This is a genomic window from Bacillus sp. 0909A (genome assembly GCF_036765115.1).
GTDB classification, from domain to species: domain Bacteria; phylum Bacillota; class Bacilli; order Bacillales; family Bacillaceae; genus Bacillus; species Bacillus mojavensis.
This window is the reverse complement of the sequence record NZ_JBAIZU010000004.1, coordinates 166,571-186,210: the sequence shown is the minus strand read 5'-3', so window position 1 is coordinate 186,210 and position 19,640 is coordinate 166,571. Positions and strand designations below refer to the sequence as shown.

Here is a 19,640-nt window from a genome sequence, read left to right as displayed (position 1 = left end):
TACATATTACTTTACATTGAAAGCGTTTTCTGTAGTAGGAAGGTGATGTTGATGATACATAGCCTGACAAATGGGCTGAATCGTTTTTGTACATGGGTGATGAGACTGGCTTATGTCAATGTGCTCTGGATCTTGTTTTCTCTTGCCGGGCTCGTTGTGTTTGGATTGATGCCTGCTACGGCCGCGATGTTTTCGGTGGCGAGAGAGTGGGCGAAGGGGAACACGGATGTCCCGGTGTTTTCTGTGTTTATCCGGACGTTTAAGAAGGAGTGGGGGGCAGCTCAGCTGTTGGGGCTCATTCTTGTGACGGCCGGCTTGTTTTTGTTTGCGGATATACGGATTGCCGCTCAGATGAATCAGCCTGTGCTGGTGAATGTGTTTATGAGCATCGGTTTGATTTTCGCGTTTGTGCTGTTATATGTGTTTCCGGTCTTTTCTCATTTTGACGTAAAGCTCAGACAGGTGCTGAGCATGAGCTTTTTGATTGCCTTCAGCCGGCCATTGGTGACGCTGATGATGGCTGCGGGTGCGGTCGGAATGTTGTTTCTTGTGCTGTTTCATGTGACGTTTTTGCTGTTTTTCAGCGGCAGCGCGCTGAGCTTGTTGTTAACGAAGCTGTCCTTTAAAGCATTTATGTCAATAGATCAGCGTCAGGAGAAAGAAAAGGCGGCATGAAAGGAAGAGTCGCGGGCTGGTACAGGCGGATGAAGATTAAGGATAAGCTATTTGTGTTTCTGTCATTGATTATGGCCGTGTCCTTTTTGTTTGTATACAGCGGGGTGCAGTACGCTTTTCATGTCTATGATGAACAGATTTACCGCAAATCCTCGGAGGTGCTGCGGATGTCTTCTGAACGGATTGAAGACGAGCTGAAGAAAATTGAAGATGTATCATATGAAATTATTACCGATGAACAAATTCAGCGCATTCTCAGCATGCAAAACCGTGATGATACGTATGACCAGTATCAAATGAAGCAGGAGCTGTGGGATCAGCTTGCGCAATATGCCGGCGATGAAAAGTACATTGATTCGATTCATTTGATTGATGCCCGCGGCTCAGAGTATTCCGCCGGAAGCAGTTCATCGGATCTTATGAAGCAGCAGCAGGAAGAGGTATTTGAACGGGCGAAAGCGCAAAAAGGCAGAAATCTTTGGATGACCTTAGGCAGTTCAGATCCTGTCCTGATTTCAGCGCGGCAAATCAGATCGTTTCATCAGCTGAGTTTAAATGGCTTGGGCATGGTGCTGATTCAAGTGAATGTGAAACAGATGATTCGTGATTTGCCGAAGGATTGGGGCGATTCGGTCGGAGACATGATGATCGCAGACAAGGACGGCAATCTGGTATATTCGGCACATGCATCGGTGCTTACGCCTGAGATGACAAAGCAGACGCTGCGGCATCCTGGTTATGACTTGGTAAAAAAGAATGGCAAACGTTATTTTATTTCTTTCCTTCAATCATCCTATCAAAACTGGAGCTACTACAATGTCATCCCCTTTGATCAGATGTTCGCGAAAATTTCCTTTATGAAAACGGTGATCGGTACGTGCTTTCTTTTGTTTTTCAGTGTGGTTTTGCTTTTCGGGCGGAAGATCGCAAACAGCATCACAGAGCCGATCGAGCAGCTTGTATCCGCAATGAAATCGGTGCAGCACGGCGGAATTGAGGCGGGCGTGTCGCTGTCACTGCCGGAACACACACAAGATGAGGCGGGAACGCTGAACCGCCATTTTACCGTAATGATGAAGCGGATCAATGAGCTGATGGAAGAAAATGTGGAAAAGCAGCTTATTATTAAAGAAACAGAATTGAAGGCGCTGCAAGCCCAGATTAACCCGCATTTTTTGTATAACACGCTTGAGTCCATCAATTGGCTGGCGAAAGCGAATCAGCAGAAGCGAATTTCTCAAATGGTGGAGTCGCTCGGTTTTCTCCTGCGAAACAGCATTCATATCAAAGATGATACGGTGACCCTTCAGGAGGAGGCGGATATTGTGCTTCACTATATGACGATTCAGCGGTTTCGGTTTGAAGAGCGCTTGAACTTCACACTGGACATCGCCGATGAGGTAAGGCATTGCCGAATTCCGAAGCTGACACTCCAGCCGCTGGCGGAGAATGCGATTCAGTACGCGCTTGAGCCTTTTACTCGGCCATGTGCCATCCGCATTCAAGCGAAAAAAACGGAGGACTGCGTCTGTATCACGGTCGAAGATAACGGGCCCGGCATGGACGAACGTATTCTTGAAAAAACGGGCGGAAGAGGGATCGGGCTCTGGAATATTCATGAACGCATCCGGTTAACGTTCGGGGAGCCGTATGGCTTACATATTCAAAGTGAGAAAGGGAAGGGAACGGCGATTTTGCTGACAATACCGTGCCGAAATGAGGTGGTGTGATGTACAAAATACTGCTTGCTGATGATGAGAGAATTATTCTTGACGGAATGGCAGGGATCATTGAGTGGGAGACGCTCGGCGCTTCTTTAGTCGGAAAAGCGCAAAATGGAATTGAAGCGTATGAGAAGATCGTAAACAAGCAGCCGCATATCGTCGTCACTGATGTAAAAATGCCCGGTATGGACGGGCTTGAGCTGATCAAAAAAGTGTCAGCGGTCTGCCCGTCCGTGCAATTTATCGTCCTGTCTGGTTTTGGGGAGTTTGAGTACGCGAAAGAAGCGATGAAATACGGGGTAAGGCATTATTTGCTGAAGCCCTGCAATGAACAGCAGATTATCAGTTCGTTAGAGGAGATCATCGCCGAGCTGAAGCTGCATGATGTGCGGAAGAAGAAAGCCGCCCACCTGAAACATGAACTGAACCATATCCGCTCCTTTGCCGCTGATCAATACCTGGAAGGCTTGATCGCCGGTGTCACCCAACTGTCTCCGCCGCCTTCACTTGCAGGAAAGAAGATTCGCCTTATCATCGCGGAGAACACTCAGCCTCGAGATTCTGCCGCCAGAGAGGCGTTTGGTTCCGCGCTGACAGCTTTTTGCTGCAGCGGAGGACGTGCGGTGTTTGCCGTGGAGGAGGGCACGCCCGATCTGGAGAAAAAGGCCGAAGACGGCTTTGCAGGCTGCCGGGTAATCATCAGCCGGACGGGGGAGCTGCGGGACGCAGGACAGCTGTTCCGGGAAGCAACTGAAACGGCCGGTGACCAAAAGCGGAGTGATTTGATTTCTAAAATCACCAGGCTTGTCGCCGACGAGCTCGGCAATCCGAATCTCTCTCTGAAATGGGCAGCAAAAGATATGCTGTTTATGAACCCTGATTATTTGGGGAAAATCTTTAAGCAGGAGACAGGCGAAAAGTTTTCCCAGTATGTTACGCGGGTGCGTCTTGAGCATGCGATGAAGCAGATGAAGCTGAGGCGGGATGTGAGTGTATCAGAAATCGCGGAAGAAATCGGATTCGGTGATAATCCGAAGTATTTCAGTCTTGTCTTTAAAAAATATACCGGTCTGACACCGTCAGAATTCAGAAGAAAACAGGGAGGCGCTTCCGCAGGATAGCCATCTCTGTTTTTTTAACTTTCGCCACTGTTTTTTGAGTGTTTCGCCTCGTTACAACCCTTTAAAATAAAATGTAAGCACTTACATTAAAGGGGGGATTGATGTGAAGAAGGTTTATTACGTGCTGCTGTCACTTGTATGCGTCTTTTTCTTCAGCGGATGTTCTGCGGGTGAAGAGGCGTCAGGGAAAAAAGAGGACATGACGCTCAGAATCGCATGGTGGGGCGGACAGCCGCGGCATGACTATACAACAAAGGTCATTGAATTATATGAGAAAAAGAATCCGCACGTCCATATTGAAGCGGAATTTGCGAACTGGGATGACTATTGGAAGAAGCTTGCGCCAATGTCTGCCGCGGGTCAGCTGCCTGATGTCATTCAAATGGATACGGCATATTTGGCGCAATACGGAAAGAAAAATCAGCTTGAGGATTTAACGGCATATATGAAGGACGGAACAATTGACGTCAGTTCAATCGATGAGAATATGCTGTCCGGCGGAAAGATTGACGGAAAGCTTTACGGATTTACACTTGGGGTCAACGTGCTTTCTGTGATTGCCAATGATGATCTGCTGAAAAAAGCCGGTGTTTCAATTCATCAGGAAAACTGGACGTGGAAGGATTATGAGAAGCTTGCGTATGAGCTGCAGGAAAAAGCCGGCGTATACGGATCTAACGGAATGCACCCGCCTGATATTTTCTTCCCGTATTATTTGCGCACAAAGGGTGAGCGTTTTTATAAAGAGGACGGCACGGGCCTTGCGTATCAGGATGACAAGCTGTTTGTTGACTATTTTGAGCGGCAGCTGAGACTGGTCAAAGCAAAAACATCGCCAACACCGGACGAAAGCGCCCAAATTAAAGGGATGGAAGATGACTTTATTGTCAAAGGCAAATCAGCCATTACATGGAACTACTCCAATCAATATTTGGGCTTTGCCCGGCTGACAGACTCACCGCTGTCTCTCTATCTGCCGCCTGAACAAATGAAGGAAAAGGCACTGACGCTGAAGCCGAGTATGCTGTTTTCCATTCCGAAAAGCTCTGAGCATAAAAAAGAGGCCGCGAAATTCATTGATTTCTTTGTGAATAATAAAGAAGCGAACCAGCTGATTAAAGGCGAGCGGGGCGTTCCGGTATCCGACAAGGTGGCAGATGCGATAAAACCGGAGCTGAATGAGGAAGAGGCCAACATTGTGGAATATGTGGAAGCCGCGTCGAAAAACATCAGCAAAGCCGATCCGCCGGAGCCGGTGGGAAGCGCTGAGGTTATTAAGCTGCTGAAGGATACGTCTGATCAGATTCTGTATCAGAAGGTATCGCCGGAAAAAGCCGCCAAAACGTTTCGGGAGCAGGCCAACGAAATCTTAGAGAGGAATAATTGACGGGAAATGGGGCTGACAGTATGAAAATAAGCCGGAGTAAGAGAAAAGACAATCTGGCGGGATATGCTTTTATTTCTCCGTTTATTATCGGCTTCTTCTGTTTTACGGTGATTCCAATGGGCGCGTCTCTGTTTCTGTCCTTTACAAGCTACGACCTGTTTACGGCGCCGAAGTGGATCGGGCTCGATAACTATAAGGAAATGTTTACGGGTGACGAAAAGTATTGGCAGTCGCTGAAGGTCACTTTCACGTACGTACTTGCCGGGGTTCCGCTCCGCCTCGGCTTCGCGCTTTTTATTGCCGTCATTTTAAACAATGCGGCAAAGGGAACAGCCATCTACAGAACGCTGTTTTATCTGCCTTCAATCATCGGCGGAAGTGTGGCTGTTGCCATTATGTGGCGCAATATTTTCGGCAATGACGGGGTCATCAATGCGCTGCTGTTTTTTGTCGGGATTGATCAAAAAATTCTCTGGTACCAGGACCCGACAAGCGCGTTATGGACGCTGATTCTCTTGTCCGTCTGGCAGTTCGGGTCATCCATGCTGATTTTTCTGGCCGGGCTGAAAAACATTCCGGCATCGTATTTGGAGGCGGCCAGCGTGGACGGCGCAAACCGTGTGCAGCGCTTCTTTAAGATCACGCTGCCGATGCTGACGCCGATTATTTTCTTTAACCTGGTCATGCAGACGATTTCTGCTTTTATGACCTTTACCCCAGCCTATATCATCTCAAAAGGCGAGGGCGGGCCGCTTGACGGAACGCTATTGTATTCACTCTATTTGTTCCAGCGGGCGTTTAACTATTTTCAAATGGGCTACGCCTCGGCGATGGCGTGGATCATGCTGATCATTGTCGGGCTGATTACGCTGATTTTATTTAAAACATCATCATATTGGGTTCACTACGAATCAAAGGAGGAATAACGGATGGAGCCGGTCAACCAGCCTGTCAGGCAAGCCCCGGTGTTTGAAGGGAAAAAAGCCGGACGCATCAAGCCAAAACGCATTCTGTTCCATGTTTTTACGGCGTCACTGGCGGTGTTATTGCTGTATCCCGTCATTTGGCTGTTTGTCAGTTCTTTTAAAGAAAGCTCCAGTATTTTCACAACCTCTCATTCTCTCATTCCAGATCCTTTTATTCTCAGCAACTATGCTGAAGGGTGGAAGGGCATTGCGGGTCAGCCGTTTTGGACCTTTATAAAAAACTCGGCGATCATTGTCGGGCTGTCTACAATCGGCGCCGTTCTGTCATCGGCTGTCATTGCCTATGGCTTTGCGCGCATTCCGTTTAAAGGAAAAGCATTTTGGTTCGCCTGCATGATGGGGACGTTAATGCTGCCGCATGAAGTGCTGATGATTCCGCAGTACATTATGTTTGCGAAATTAGACTGGCTGAATTCTTTTAAACCGATTGTCGTTCCGCAATTTTTCGGGCATGCGTTCTTTATTTTTCTGATGATCCAGTTTATCCGGACGATCCCTGAGGAGCTGGATGAAGCAGCGAGGATCGACGGGTGCGGGCGCTTTGCCTGTTTTTGGCGGATCATTCTGCCGCTCATTGCACCGGCGCTTGCGACGTCTGCGATTTTTTCTTTCTATTGGAAGTGGGAGGAGCTGATTCAGCCGCTGCTCTATTTGAATAAGCCGGAGCTTTATCCTGTTTCCCTTGCGCTGAAGCTTTTCCTCGATACGGAGTCCGCTTCGAACTGGGGCGCGATGTTTGCCATGTCGGCCGTCTCTTTACTGCCTGTAATTCTCGTATTCTTTCTGTTTCAAAAATATATCGTTCAGGGCATCAGTACGACCGGATTAAAATAAAAAGGAGTGTTGCAGATGGCACAGCTAATCTTTGATGAAGAAAAGGTCACATCCGTTATGGACAGAATTGTGAAACGGACATTTCAAATGGATTTTGCGTGGGATTGGCCGGGCGGCGTCGCGTTTTACGGCGTGGCAGAGGCGTATGAAGCGACGGAAAACGAGGAGTATATCAAACTGTTAAAAATGTGGGTGGATGAACAGCTTGAGGATGGGCTGCCGCCGCTGTCGATCAACGGTGTATCGATTGGGCATACGCTTTTGTTTCTGCATCAGGTGACGGGAGATAACGTCTATTTGGAAACGGCTGGCGAGATGGCGGAATATGTGCTTCATCACGCGCCCCGCTTTGGAGAAGGTATTCTTCAGCATACGGTGAACTCGTCGGATTATGTGTTTCCTGAGCAGGCATGGGCGGATACGCTGATGATGGCGGGGCTGTTTATGCTGAGAATCGGCCGTGTGATGGAGCGGGAGGATTACTTTGAGGACGGCCTGCGCCAGTTTCATGGACACGAGGACGTGCTGCAGGACCCCGTGACCAATCTGTATTACCATGCCTGGGATAATAAAGCGCAAAACCACCTGTCGGGGATTTATTGGGGACGGGCGAATGGCTGGGCTGCGCTCACGATGGCAAAAGCGCTCCCGCTCATCGAGGTGACGCATCCTTCTTTTATGATCATTGACGGATCGCTTAGAGACCAGTTAAGCGCGCTTGTCCGGCTTCAGGACGATTCAGGGCTGTGGCATACCATTTTGGATGATCCGGATTCGTATTTGGAGGTTTCCGCATCGGCGGGCATTGCCTCTGCTTTGCTGTCGAGCGGGAAGCTCTATACAAAATACGCGCAGAAATCACTTGCCGCCATTTTGGATGCGGTGGAAGAGGACGGACGTGTCAGCAAAGTATCCGCGGGCACAGCCGTCATGAAAAATGCGGAAGGATACAAACAAGTGCCTTACAAACGAATACAAGGATGGGGACAGGGACTTGCGCTCACATTTCTTGCTGATGTGCTGAGAACGAAAAAACGCGTGTATCAGTAAAGACGGCGGCGGGGGGAAAGGGATGAAAAAACAGCTTCAACAGAAAGAACGGGTTTCACGCTGGAAGGGAACGTATTTCAAAAGAAACTTTGTTTTTATTTTGCTGATTGCCTGTATTCCCGGACTGCTGACAGGCGGGGCCATCTACTTTTTGTCTATCAATAAAGTGGAGAAAGAACTGCAAAAGTCGCATGAAACACAGGTGGCGCGTGAAGTCAGCCGGATGGATGAGAAGCTGGAAGGGCTTGAGCTGACGCTTGCCCAAATGGCATACGATTCTTCGCTGATGAACGGATTGGCCGAGAAGGATTTGGAGAAAGACTTTACATTCTCCTATCAAATAACGAAGAAGTTGTTTCTTTTGCGGGATCAACAGCCGCTGATTCAGCAGGCTTCTATCTTTCTGAACAGCCCCCGGCCTCTTGTGCTTAGCCCCGAATACAGTGTACTGACAGAACAGGATATGCTTCGCAAATACCGCTCGCTTCTCGACTCCGATCGGAGTATTTATTGGAGCCGATCGGGAAAAGACGCCGCGCTGATTCAGCTCATTCCGGGTGCGGCTGAGAAACCGTTTGGCGCGATTATGCTGACGGTAGATCCGAAAGAAATGGAGGCGCTCCTGCAAAGTTTGTCTCCTTATCCTGAAGGCAGCGCGCTACTTCTTGATCAAAAGCGTGAGGTGCTTTTCCATGGAGGAGAAAAGGATTTTGAAAATGCTTTACTGAATGAGGTGAAAAAACAGCCTCACCAGAAAGGCCATTTTCAGATGGATTGGGACGGCACGGTGTATTCCGTTTCCTATGGAGAAATAAAGCGAATGCACCAGAAGTGGACCTTTGTTTCCGCTGCGCCTCTTTCAGCTATCACAGCGCCGATGGTGTTTTTATCAAAGGTGATTATTGTGATGCTTGTCATTTGTATTGGCTTGGCTGTGTGCATGACGTGGTACGCTTCAAAGAAAATCTATCGCCCGATTCAGCATCTGCTCGGACTGTTTACGGGAGGAGAGAAAAAAACATGGCAGGCGTCAGGGGAGGACGAATTTAAGTGGATAGAAAAGAGATGGAATGATCTTTCCCTTGAGAGCCGAAAGCTTCAAGAGCAGCTGCTCCGGCAGACGCCCCATATGAAAAAGAGTTTTTTGCAGCACCTGCTTCAGGGTGAGTTTTACTATGACACAGAGGACAGCCTCAGATCGCGGATGGAGGATGCGGGATGGGACATCGGAGAAAACGTATTTCATGTGCTTGATCTTCAGGTGACAGGGCTTCTCTGTGATAAAAGCATGCTCTATGCCGACGATGAACAGCTTGCTGTGTTTACACTGACCAATTTACATGAGGAGCTCGCGACAAATCGGTGTTTTCAACCTTTAATTCTTGATATTGGCCGCCTTTCCGTCACCGTGCTTGTGATGAAAAGGAGCGGCTCGGATCTGAAGGCGTATGTTTCAGAGCTGGCCCACTTATTTGGTGCTGTCACGGGACTAAGCCTGACCGGAACAATGAGCAGGCAATCGGCCCGTATTAAGGATATCCCATCTTTGTTTAAGGATGTGAAAAGCGGCAAGTCCCGCAGATGTTTTGCGAATCGCCATCAGATCATAGATTTGCAGGATGATGTTTTTCAGGCTGAGCCATCCGCACCCTACTATCCTTTTGAACTTGAAAAGCAAATTGTTCAGGCCATTCGGCTGGAAAGAAAAGCGGAAGCAGAGGAGCTGATTCGCTTATGTATGGCTGAAATGGCTGAAAAGGCGGTCAGCGACAGACAAGTGCATTCTGCGCTGATACAGCTGTTTTCCCGCATCCAGGAGGATATTCTGCATTCCGGCCTTCACCCGAGCGAGCTGTTCGGCAACAGGGATATGCTTCGCGAAATATCTGAGCTGCATGAGCCTGTCCAAGCGGCTGCCTGGCTGATGGATGCGGTTGTCACCCCGTACCTCGCCAAGCTTGAAGGCAGGAAAAACAGACAGCAAAAACAGGTGGCGGAACGTGTGATTGCAATGATTCATGAGCAGTATATGGCGGATCTTTCTCTTGAAAGCTGCGCGGATGCGCTGGGCATGAATTCTTACACCTTGAGCAAGGCCTTTAAGCAAGTGACGGGCGTTAATTTTATTGATTATGTGACCCGCATCAGAATCGAAAAAGCAAAAGAACTGCTGGTCAATACAAATAAAAAAATTCATGATGTGTCAGAAGAAGTCGGCTATCGCCACAATTATTTCAACCGGATTTTTAAAAAGCAAGTCGGCATGCCGCCGGGAGTCTTCAGGCAAATGTATCAGGAAACGCCGTGAAAGGAGAGGACATGTGATGGAAAAAACGATTCAGGTATTTTTAGCAGGTGATTCCACCGTAAGCGACTGCCCGCCGCATGAAGCGCCGATGGCAGGCTGGGGGCAGGTTTTCGGTCAATTGTTCACTAAACAGGTGAAGGTGTGCAATCACGCCAAAGGGGGAGCAAGCACCAATTCATTTGTTGAGGAAGGAAGGCTTCAGACGATTGCTGAGCGTATATCCCAAGGCGATTATTTGTTTATCCAATTCGGCCACAATGACCAGAAACCGCGGGGAACGAAACCATACTCGACGTATCAGCAATTTCTCACTTTGTTTGCGGACACAGCGCGAGAAAAAGGCGCGCAGCCTGTGTTCGTTACATCGGTGCAGCGCCGCCGTTTTGATGAAAACGGAAGGATTGAGCATACGCTCGGTGAGTATCCGGATGCGATGAAAGCGTTAGCGAAGGAGCTTGATGTGCCGGTCATTGATTTGTTAACGAAAACGAAGGCGCTTTATGAAGCATACGGACCGGAGGAGTCAAAGCGTTTGTTCATGTGGTTTCAGCCGGATGAACATCCGAATTATCCAGACGGCATTGAGGATAATACGCATTTTTCAGAAGAAGGGGCCATGGAGGTTGCGAAGCTCGTTGCCGAGGGCATCGAAGAAATCGGCTTTCCGCTGAAGGATCATCTCGTAAGCCGGGAGGGGAAAGAACATGTATAAAGAAGGCGCGTGCCTGTACCGCAATCCGCTCCGTTCAGCAAGCGATGTGAAGGACTGGCGGATGGAGGGAGGCGGGCACGTTTCATTCGAAGAGCACCGTATGCACCTGTCACATGTAGAGGACGAAGCGCACTTTGTTTATTGGTGCCCGGAAACATTTCCCGACGGCATCATTGTGAAGTGGGATTTTTACCCGATTGAACAGCCGGGGCTGTGTATGCTGTTTTTCGCGGCTGCCGGCATCGGAGGCGAGGACTTATTTGACCCGCGACTCAAGAAAAGAACAGGAAAGTACCCCGAATACCATTCCGGAGACATCAATGCGCTCCACCTGTCGTATTTCCGCAGAAAATACCCGGAGGAAAGAGCGTTCCGCACCTGCAATGTAAGAAAAAGCCGCGGTTTCCACCTCACTGCAATGGGAGCTGATCCGCTGCCTTCTCCGGACGACGCTGTTTCCCCGTATCATATGAAGCTCATTAAGGATAAAGGATATGTTCATTTTTCGATCAATGATCTGCCCATTCTGGAGTGGCAGGATGACGGAAGCACATTCGGGCCTGTGTTAACGAAAGGAAAAATCGGGCTGAGGCAAATGGCGCCGATGAAAGCCGCTTATCGTGATTTGTCTGTGCACCAAGCGGTGAGAGGATGAAGACGACTGTGACGGATGCGCTTTATGCGGGCTGTGAAGCGGTTGTGAAAATCGCGTGGCTGAACGGGCTGTGGCTGTTGTTTACGCTTTTGGGCGGCGTTCTTTTCGGATGGGCGCCGAGCACAGCCGCGATGTGTGCCGTCATACGGAAATGGCTGATGGGGCAAAAAGATGTCCCGGTATTTGCGTTATTTCTGGATACCTACAAAAAAGAGTTTCTAAAGGTCAATGCGATTGGACTTGTGTTTTTTGCCCTTTTGCTTATTTTGTCGGCTAATTATCATTATTTTTCGGCAAGTGCGGATTGGCTGTCCTTTACCGTGACGAGCTGCACACTCTTGGCGGGGCTTTTGTACACTGTCGCGCTCATGTATGTGTTTCCTCTTTATGTGCATTACGAGCTTCCGCTTCGCCAATATATTCCGCAAGCGCTGCTGTTTGGCGCCATGCGGCCGCTGACCACCTGCTGCATGCTGATCGGCTGCGGATTTGTGCTTTATTTGCTGTATACGCTTCCGGGCCTGATCCCATTTTACGGCCCCAGTTTATTTGGGCTCGTATCGATGTTTTTTGCTTTCAGAGGGTTTCAAAAAACAGAGGCCCAGCACCGTCATCAGGCCGGGTAAACAAAAAAATGACAAACCGGCAAAAAAGTGCAGCCAACCAAAAACGTTTATGCAAAAAAGTGACATTGAAGACAGCTTCTTAAGCGCATAAAATCCAATTTAAGTAAGCGCTTACAGATAAATGATAAGGAGCTGTCTGATGATTAGACGAAGAAAAAGCATGTTTACCACTCTCACACTGTTGTTGTTGTTGATGATGGGGGCTTCTGTGTTTCCTGTCAAAGCAGAAGGAGCGGCGCGGCAGATGGAAGCGCTGAACCGGGGCCTTGTGGCAGTCAAGACGGATGGCGGCATTTTTGTCAGCTGGCGGTTTCTTGGGACAGAAAACGCATCCGTGGCGTTTAATGTGTACAGAGATGGACAAAAGCTGAATGCTTCGCCTGTCAAATCCACGAATTATAACGATAAAAACGGATCTGCGGGCTCAACGTATTCCATTCGGGCTGTTGTAAACGGAACCGAGCAGGCAGCTTCTGAAAAAGCCTCTGTATGGGCACAGCCGTATCTCTCCGTTCCACTTGATAAACCGGCTGGCGGCACGACGCCAAAGGGCGAAGCCTATACCTACAGTGCCAATGATGCCAGTACGGGTGATGTGGATGGCGATGGGCAGTATGAGCTGATCCTCAAATGGGACCCGTCCAATTCAAAGGATAATTCACAGGACGGCTATACGGGTGAAGTGTTTATTGATGCGTATAAGCTGGACGGAACAAGATTATGGCGAATCGGTCTCGGCAAAAACATCAGAGCAGGCGCACACTACACTCAGTTTATGGTGTATGACCTGGATGGTGACGGAAAAGCGGAAGTGGCGATGAAGACCGCTGACGGAACAAAAGACGGCACGGGAAAAGTGATCGGAAATGCGAATGCCGATTACAGAAATGAGCAGGGGCGAGTGCTTTCTGGTCCTGAGTACCTGACTGTCTTTCAAGGTGAAACGGGGAAAGAGCTTGTCACTTCAAACTTTGAACCGGCACGAGGGAACGTATCGGATTGGGGCGACAGCTACGGCAACCGGGTCGATCGTTTTCTTGCGGGCATTGCGTATCTCGACGGGCAGCGGCCGAGTCTGATTATGACTAGAGGCTATTATGCCAAAACCATGCTTGTTGCGTATAACTTCAGAGACGGAAAACTGTCAAAACTCTGGACGCTGGATTCCTCGCAGTCGGGTAATCAAGCGTACGCCGGACAAGGTAATCACAATCTAAGCATTGCGGATGTTGACGGAGACGGCAAGGATGAAATCATCTTCGGCTCAATGGCTGTTGATCATGACGGAAAAGGCATGTACTCGACTGGCTTAGGCCATGGGGATGCCCTCCATACCGGGGATCTTGATCCGAGCCGGCCGGGTCTTGAGGTGTTTCAAGTTCATGAGGACAAAAATGCGCAATATGGTTTATCCTTCCGGGATGCCGCGACAGGAAAAATCATTTGGGGTGTTCACGCCGGCAAGGATGTAGGCCGGGGGATGGCCGCTGATATTGATCCGCGCTATCCGGGACAGGAGGTTTGGGCGAACGGTTCTCTTTATACATCGAAAGGCGCCAAAATCGGCAGCAGTGTTCCGTCGTCTACCAATTTCGGCATCTGGTGGGACGGTGACCTGCTGCGGGAACAGCTGGACAGCAACCGAATCGATAAGTGGGATTATCAAAACGGCGTATCGAAAAATATGCTGACTGCTTCAGGCGTGGCTGCCAACAACGGCACAAAAGCAACACCGGCGCTTCAGGCTGATCTGCTCGGTGACTGGCGGGAGGAGGCTGTGTGGAGAATCGAGGACAGCAGTGCGCTCCGGATTTACACGACAACCATTCCGACCGAGCACAGGCTGTATACGCTGATGCATGACCCTGTGTATCGGCTAGGCATCGCCTGGCAAAATGTCGCGTATAACCAGCCGCCGCACACAAGCTTCTTTTTAGGAGAAGGCATGGCGGCACAGCCTAAACCGAATATGTATACGCCTTAACAGAAGGGGGGAAGGAACGGGCCGCACGCTTGGCCCGTTCCCATTTAAAATGAAACCAAAAAAGAGGCAGATGGAGTACTTGACAAGAGGCTTGATCGCGGTCAAAACGGAGCAAGGCGTATTGGTGAGCTGGCGTTTTCTCGGAACCGATCATGAGACTGTAGCTTTTCATATTTATCGGGACGGAGATCAGATCACTGGCGAGCCGATTGCGGATAGCACCAATTTTCTCGATGAAAAGGGAACGGAGGACTCTCTCTATCAAGTGGCGGCTGTCTATAAAGGCCGTGAAGAAAGGCTTTCGGAGGAAGCTCCCGTTTGGCGGGAAAACGTTCTCGAGATCCCGCTTAACAAACCGGAAGGGGGCGTGACGCCGGACGGAAAGCCGTATACCTACAGCGCCAATGATGCGAGCGTCGGAGATGTGGATGGGGACGGAGAATATGAAATCATCCTGAAATGGGACCCGTCCAACTCAAAAGATAACGCTCACCATGGGTATACCGGAGACGTTCTCATTGACGCCTATAAACTGGACGGCACTTTTCTGTGGCGCATCAACCTCGGCAGAAACATCAGAGCGGGTGCCCATTATACGCAGTTTATGGTCTACGATTTAGACGGTGACGGAAAAGCAGAAATCGCTATGAAAACAGCCGACGGCACAATAGACGGCAAAGGAAACATCATCGGTGACGAGCATGCTGATTTCAGGAATGAGCAGGGCCGAATTCTGTCAGGTCCGGAATATTTGACAGTGTTTAAAGGGGAAACCGGTGAAGCGCTCACGACTGTCGATTATGAACCGCCTCGGGGAAAACTGGAGGATTGGGGAGATGGCTACGGCAACCGGATGGACCGTTTTCTCGCCGGAATCGCTTATTTGGATGGAGAGCGGCCGAGCCTGGTGATGGCACGGGGTTATTATACGAGAACAGTACTCGTCGCTTATGATTTCCGGAACGGCAGGCTGAAAAAACGCTGGACGTTTGATTCCAATCAGCCGGGGCATGAAGCATACGCGGGACAGGGAAACCACAGTTTGAGCGTGGCTGATGTTGATGGAGATGGAAAAGATGAAATTATTTACGGCGCCATGGCGGTCGATCATGACGGAACTGGTCTGTATACAACCGAACTCGGACACGGAGACGCCATGCACGTCGGTGATCTTGATCCGTCACGCAAAGGGCTTGAAGTGTTTCAGGTTCATGAGGACGCAAGCAAGCCGTATGGGTTGTCGCTGCGTGATGCCGGAACAGGTGAGGTGTTATGGGGCGTCCATGCCGGAACAGATGTCGGCAGAGGAATGGCTGCTCATATTGACCCTCGGTATCAGGGATCGCTTGTCTGGGGAATCGATCCGCCGGGCAATGATGGAATGTCATATGGGCTCTATACGAGCAAAGGAGAAAAAATCAGCGACAAAGCGCCTGCTTCAGCCAATTTCGCCATCTGGTGGGACGGGGACTTAGTCAGGGAGCTTTTGGATCATGAATGGAACGGAACGGTCGGCAAACCAAGGATTGAAAAGTGGGATGCTGAAAACCGCTGTTTAAAAACGATTTTTCAGCCGGAAGGTGTGCTGTCCAACAACGGGACAAAAGGAAACCCGGTTCTTCAGGCCAACCTGTTCGGAGACTGGCGGGAAGAGGTCATTTGGAGAACCGAAGACAGCAGCGCGCTCCGTATTTATACAACGACACATCTCACCCGTCACCGTATGTACACGCTGATGCACGATCCGGTTTACAGGCTTGGGATTGCTTGGCAGAATACCGCGTACAACCAGCCGCCGCACACAAGCTTTTATCTCGGAACAGGGATGAAAAAACCGCCGAAGCCCGCTCTGTACATAGCGGGAAACAAAGCGGCGACGCCGCTTTAGGAGGAACGTATGGGATACGAAGCAAAGGCTGAACGCTATGACAAAATGACCTATCACCATGCCGGGAGAAGCGGATTAAGACTTCCCGCTGTTTCTCTTGGCCTCTGGCATCAGTTCGGCGATGCCTATTCTCCGGAAAACGCGCGGTCCATGCTCAGAACCGCATTTGATACAGGCGTTGTCCATTTTGATCTGGCAAACAATTACGGCCCGCCGCCCGGCTCCGCTGAGGAGATGTTCGGGCGCATGCTGAAATCGGATTTTGCGCCTTACCGTGATGAACTCATCATCAGCACAAAAGCCGGCTATGACATGTGGAAGGGGCCGTACGGCAATGGCGGTTCGAAAAAACATTTGACTGCCAGCTTGAATCAAAGCTTAAAGCGGCTGGGGCTTGATTACGTGGATCTTTTCTATACGCATCGTCCTGATCCTGAGACGCCGCTTGAGGAAACGATGGAGGCGCTGGCGGGCTTTGTGCATCAGGGAAAAGCTTTGTACGTGGGACTGTCAAACTACAGCCCGCAAGAGACAGAGCGCGCGGCCGAACTTTTACATCAACTCGGCGTTCGGCTCGCCATTCATCAGACGCAATATTCGATGTTTCACCGCGATCCGGAAAAGGGGCTGCTTGATGTGCTGGACAAAAAGGGAGCCGGCTGCATCGCGTTTGCGCCGCTTGCTCAAGGGCTTCTCACGACAAAGTACGTTTCAGGCATCCCGGAAACATCAAGAGCTAAAAATGCGAACAGCCCTTTCCTGCAGACGGAGCACATAACCGAAAGGGCGGTCAATAAGGCGCAAAGGCTGAACAAGATTGCGAATGAACGGGGACAATCGCTTCCGCAAATGGCGCTCTCATGGCTTTTAAAGGATGCCCGGATGACCTCTGTTTTAATTGGAGCAAGCCGGGCGCAACAAATAGAGGAAAACGTTCAAGCCTTGCAATCAGCGGACTTTTCAAACGAAGAGCTTTCTGCCATTGAGTTTATATTAAGTGAAAAAAACGAGGGGGAATGAGACATGGCAAATCATATTTATCTGGCTGGTGATTCGACTGTCCAAACGTATGGAGAAAGTACAAATCAAGGGGGCTGGGGGCAGTTTCTCGGTTCGCATCTGCCGGAGCATATTCAGGTGATCAATAAAGCGATCGGCGGCAGAAGCTCAAAAACCTTTGTGGAGGAAGGCAGGCTTCAGGCGATCCTTGATGTGATCGAGCCGGATGATTGGTTGTTTGTGCAGATGGGCCATAATGACGCGTCGAAAAACAAACCTGAGCGCTACACTGAGCCCTATACCACCTATAAACAATATTTAAAGCAATATATCGCAGGCGCGCGGGAAAAAGGCGCGCATCCGCTTCTCATTACCCCAGTAGCCCGCTTTCATTATGAAAACGGCGTGTTTTTGAACGACTTTCCTGATTATTGCATTGCCATGAAGCAGACGGCTGCTGAGGAGAATGTCCAGCTTATTGATCTAATGGAAAAAAGCCTCGCTTTCTTTACTGAGAAGGGCGAAGAAAAAGTATACACCTATTTTATGGTTTCTGAGGGGATTGACGATTACACGCACTTTACAAAAAAAGGCGCAAATGAAATGGCAAAACTCGTAGCGAAAGGCATGAAGGAGCTCGGCCTGCCATTAACAGAATCTATCGTCAAAGAAGGGTGAAGGACTTGGGGAAAAAACTATATCACGGCGCCTGCTATTATCCGGAATTATGGGATGAAGACACGATTCAGCAGGACATTGACAGGATGCGGGAGGTCGGCATCAATGTCGTGCGAATTGGTGAATTCGCCTGGTCTGTGATCGAGCCGGAAGAAGGAAACATTGACGTGAGCTTTTTTAAGGAAATGATCAAAAGGATGTATGACAACGGCATCGAAACGATTATGTGCACACCGACGCCGACACCGCCTATTTGGCTCTCGCACGGGCGGCCGGAGCGAATGCACATTAACGAAAAAAGAGAGGTGATGGGACACGGCTCCCGTCAGCATGCGTGTACAAATAACCCATATTTCCGAAAAAGAGCCGCCATCATCACCACAAGCATCGCCAAAGAGCTGGGACACCTGCCAGGGCTGATCGGGTGGCAGCTCGATAATGAATTTAAATGTCATGTGGCTGAATGCATGTGTGAGACGTGCTTAAGCTTATGGCATGACTGGCTCAGGAACCGTTACGGTGTGATTGAACGGTTAAATGAAGCGTGGGGAACCGATGTGTGGAGCGAAACCTATCAAACCTTTGAGCAGGTGCCGCAGCCGGGTCCGGCCCCGTTTTTGCATCACGCTTCATTGCGCACGATGTATCAGCTGTTTTCGATGGAGATGATCGCTCAATTTGCGGATGAACAGGCGAAAATCATTCGCAGTTATTCGGATGCGCCGATCACTCATAACGGCTCGGTCATGTTCAGCACAGACAATGAGCGGATGTTTCAGAATCTCGATTTTGCTTCCTATGATACGTACGCTTCCCAGGATAATGCATCTGCATTTTTGTTAAATTGTGATATTTGGAGGCATCTCAAAAAAGACCGCCCGTTCTGGATTCTGGAAACAAGTCCGTCGTATGCAGCCTCGCTCGAAAGCTGTGCCATGCCGCACGCCGATGGGTATTTACAAGCTGAAGCCGTGTCTTCTTACGCCTTGGGGAGCGAGGGATTTTGCTACTGGCTGTGGCGCCAGCAGCGTTCAGGCAGCGAGATTTCACACGGTTCCGTCCTTAGTGCATGGGGAGAGCCGACGATCGGTTATCAAAACGTTTTGGCGGTTGAGCGGGCAAGAAAGGAAATCGAACCGATCATTCTTTCTACTGTGCCCGTTCAGGCTGAGGTTGCGATGACCTATTCCGACAGGGCGAAAGTGTTTCTGAAAACAGAACCTCACCGGGGGCTCCAACACCGAACGATTATCACACACTTTTACGAGCGCATCCTCAACACGGGCATTCATCGCGATCTCGTTCCTGAAGGCTTTCCGCTGGAGGGCTATCGTGTGCTGTTTACGCCATTTGTGCCTTATCTGTCCTCTGCGTTTATCAAAAAAGCTTCCGCATTTGCTGAAGCGGGCGGCATATGGATTGCCGGGCCGCTGACAGGAGGCCGTACGGGCGAGCATACGGTTCATACCGATTATGGCCTTGGAGAATTGGAGAAAACAGCCGGAATCAAAACGCTGTTCACGTTCCCGATGAACGAGGATGCAAATACAGGAAAAGCGTTTGGCATGACGGCGCCGCTCGGACTGTGGAGCGCGGTGTTTGATGCAGGGAGCGGAAATACTCTGGGCACAGTTGAATCCGGGCCTGGTGCCGGCCATGCCTTTCTGTCAGAACGAGAGCACGGCAAAGGGAAAATCGTCTTGCTTGGCTCGCTTCCATCAGGCAAAAAAGGAGATGCGATGCTGGAAGCACTCGTCAGGCATTATGCGGGAGAAGCAGCCGTTTCTGTCAGATCCGATGTCACCCCCGGCACGATTGTTGCTCCGAGAAAAGGAGAAAACGGCTTCGTATGGGTCATTGTTAATATGAATGGAAAAGGCGGAAGTGTGACGCTTCCACAAGAGGGGACCGACCTTTTGGCCAATCGTTCAATCGGAGCCGGGAGACTGTCAGTCGGATCACACGAATACCGTGTGATTCAGTTTGAAAATCGCAGCTGATTCTTTGTATCGA

Annotated in this window: 16 protein-coding genes; all 16 read left to right on the top strand. The window is 49.8% G+C overall.

All coding sequences use genetic code 11. From position 1 onward, the window contains the following. Positions 1–45 precede the first annotated feature (45 nt). Positions 46–675, top strand: a complete 630-nt coding sequence (locus tag V6D42_RS15765; RefSeq protein WP_333513857.1) for a YesL family protein — start codon at positions 46–48, stop codon at positions 673–675. Then, positions 672–2,405 (top strand): cache domain-containing sensor histidine kinase, encoded by a 1,734-nt coding sequence (locus tag V6D42_RS15760; protein WP_333513856.1) that lies wholly within the window; start codon positions 672–674, stop codon positions 2,403–2,405. Before V6D42_RS15765 ends, V6D42_RS15760 begins: the two co-directional genes overlap by 4 nt. Further along, on the top strand, positions 2,405–3,520 hold the full coding sequence (locus tag V6D42_RS15755) for a response regulator transcription factor (protein WP_333513855.1): 1,116 nt from the start codon (positions 2,405–2,407) through the stop codon (positions 3,518–3,520). Before V6D42_RS15760 ends, V6D42_RS15755 begins: the two co-directional genes overlap by 1 nt. A gap of 103 nt (positions 3,521–3,623) precedes the next feature. Beyond that, positions 3,624–4,907, top strand: coding sequence for an ABC transporter substrate-binding protein (locus V6D42_RS15750; protein WP_333513854.1), 1,284 nt, complete (start codon positions 3,624–3,626; stop codon positions 4,905–4,907). Then, positions 4,904–5,833 carry a carbohydrate ABC transporter permease gene (locus tag V6D42_RS15745; RefSeq protein WP_333513853.1) on the top strand — a complete coding sequence of 310 codons (930 nt, stop codon included), beginning with the start codon at positions 4,904–4,906 and terminating at the stop codon, positions 5,831–5,833. Before V6D42_RS15750 ends, V6D42_RS15745 begins: the two co-directional genes overlap by 4 nt. A gap of 3 nt (positions 5,834–5,836) precedes the next feature. After that, complete coding sequence (locus V6D42_RS15740; protein ID WP_333513852.1) at positions 5,837–6,727, top strand: carbohydrate ABC transporter permease; 891 nt, start codon at positions 5,837–5,839, stop codon at positions 6,725–6,727. A 15-nt stretch (positions 6,728–6,742) separates the two neighbouring features. Beyond that, complete coding sequence (gene yesR, locus V6D42_RS15735; RefSeq protein ID WP_333513851.1) at positions 6,743–7,777, top strand: rhamnogalacturonyl hydrolase YesR; 1,035 nt, start codon at positions 6,743–6,745, stop codon at positions 7,775–7,777. A 22-nt stretch (positions 7,778–7,799) separates the two neighbouring features. Further along, positions 7,800–10,085 carry an AraC family transcriptional regulator gene (locus tag V6D42_RS15730; protein ID WP_333513850.1) on the top strand — a complete coding sequence of 762 codons (2,286 nt, stop codon included), beginning with the start codon at positions 7,800–7,802 and terminating at the stop codon, positions 10,083–10,085. Between the two features lie 13 nt (positions 10,086–10,098). Then, complete coding sequence (locus V6D42_RS15725) at positions 10,099–10,797, top strand: rhamnogalacturonan acetylesterase (protein WP_333513849.1); 699 nt, start codon at positions 10,099–10,101, stop codon at positions 10,795–10,797. Next, positions 10,790–11,452 (top strand): YesU family protein, encoded by a 663-nt coding sequence (locus tag V6D42_RS15720; RefSeq protein WP_333513848.1) that lies wholly within the window; start codon positions 10,790–10,792, stop codon positions 11,450–11,452. Before V6D42_RS15725 ends, V6D42_RS15720 begins: the two co-directional genes overlap by 8 nt. Then, positions 11,449–12,078, top strand: a complete 630-nt coding sequence (locus V6D42_RS15715) for a YesL family protein (protein ID WP_326201160.1) — start codon at positions 11,449–11,451, stop codon at positions 12,076–12,078. Before V6D42_RS15720 ends, V6D42_RS15715 begins: the two co-directional genes overlap by 4 nt. Positions 12,079–12,217: 139 nt before the next feature. Beyond that, the gene (locus tag V6D42_RS15710; RefSeq protein ID WP_442893245.1) at positions 12,218–14,062 is read left to right on the top strand and encodes a rhamnogalacturonan lyase; all 1,845 of its coding nucleotides are present in this window, start codon (positions 12,218–12,220) and stop codon (positions 14,060–14,062) included. Between the two features lie 49 nt (positions 14,063–14,111). Further along, positions 14,112–15,950 carry a rhamnogalacturonan lyase gene (locus V6D42_RS15705; RefSeq protein ID WP_333513846.1) on the top strand — a complete coding sequence of 613 codons (1,839 nt, stop codon included), beginning with the start codon at positions 14,112–14,114 and terminating at the stop codon, positions 15,948–15,950. Positions 15,951–15,959: 9 nt separating this feature from the next. After that, entirely contained in the window at positions 15,960–16,970 is a 1,011-nt protein-coding gene (mgrA, locus tag V6D42_RS15700) for an L-glyceraldehyde 3-phosphate reductase (RefSeq protein WP_333513845.1), read from the top strand. A 3-nt stretch (positions 16,971–16,973) separates the two neighbouring features. Next, positions 16,974–17,627 (top strand): rhamnogalacturonan acetylesterase, encoded by a 654-nt coding sequence (locus V6D42_RS15695; RefSeq protein ID WP_333513844.1) that lies wholly within the window; start codon positions 16,974–16,976, stop codon positions 17,625–17,627. Positions 17,628–17,632: 5 nt separating this feature from the next. Next, positions 17,633–19,627 (top strand): beta-galactosidase, encoded by a 1,995-nt coding sequence (locus V6D42_RS15690; protein ID WP_333513843.1) that lies wholly within the window; start codon positions 17,633–17,635, stop codon positions 19,625–19,627. The last annotated feature ends 13 nt before the right edge of the window (positions 19,628–19,640 follow it).

Excerpts from the sequence above, each read along its gene's own strand:
- V6D42_RS15755 (WP_333513855.1), top strand. The coding sequence starts at position 2,405 with ATGTACAAAATACTGCTTGCTGATGATGAGAGAATTATTCTTGACGGA.
- V6D42_RS15730 (WP_333513850.1), top strand. The coding sequence starts at position 7,800 with ATGAAAAAACAGCTTCAACAGAAAGAACGGGTTTCACGCTGGAAGGGA.
- V6D42_RS15760 (WP_333513856.1), top strand. The coding sequence starts at position 672 with ATGAAAGGAAGAGTCGCGGGCTGGTACAGGCGGATGAAGATTAAGGAT.
- V6D42_RS15710 (WP_442893245.1), top strand. The coding sequence starts at position 12,218 with ATGATTAGACGAAGAAAAAGCATGTTTACCACTCTCACACTGTTGTTG.
- V6D42_RS15765 (WP_333513857.1), top strand. The coding sequence starts at position 46 with ATGTTGATGATACATAGCCTGACAAATGGGCTGAATCGTTTTTGTACA.
- yesR (WP_333513851.1), top strand. The coding sequence starts at position 6,743 with ATGGCACAGCTAATCTTTGATGAAGAAAAGGTCACATCCGTTATGGAC.
- V6D42_RS15695 (WP_333513844.1), top strand. The coding sequence starts at position 16,974 with ATGGCAAATCATATTTATCTGGCTGGTGATTCGACTGTCCAAACGTAT.
- V6D42_RS15720 (WP_333513848.1), top strand. The coding sequence starts at position 10,790 with ATGTATAAAGAAGGCGCGTGCCTGTACCGCAATCCGCTCCGTTCAGCA.
- mgrA (WP_333513845.1), top strand. The coding sequence starts at position 15,960 with ATGGGATACGAAGCAAAGGCTGAACGCTATGACAAAATGACCTATCAC.
- V6D42_RS15715 (WP_326201160.1), top strand. The coding sequence starts at position 11,449 with ATGAAGACGACTGTGACGGATGCGCTTTATGCGGGCTGTGAAGCGGTT.
- V6D42_RS15740 (WP_333513852.1), top strand. The coding sequence starts at position 5,837 with ATGGAGCCGGTCAACCAGCCTGTCAGGCAAGCCCCGGTGTTTGAAGGG.
- V6D42_RS15705 (WP_333513846.1), top strand. The coding sequence starts at position 14,112 with ATGAAACCAAAAAAGAGGCAGATGGAGTACTTGACAAGAGGCTTGATC.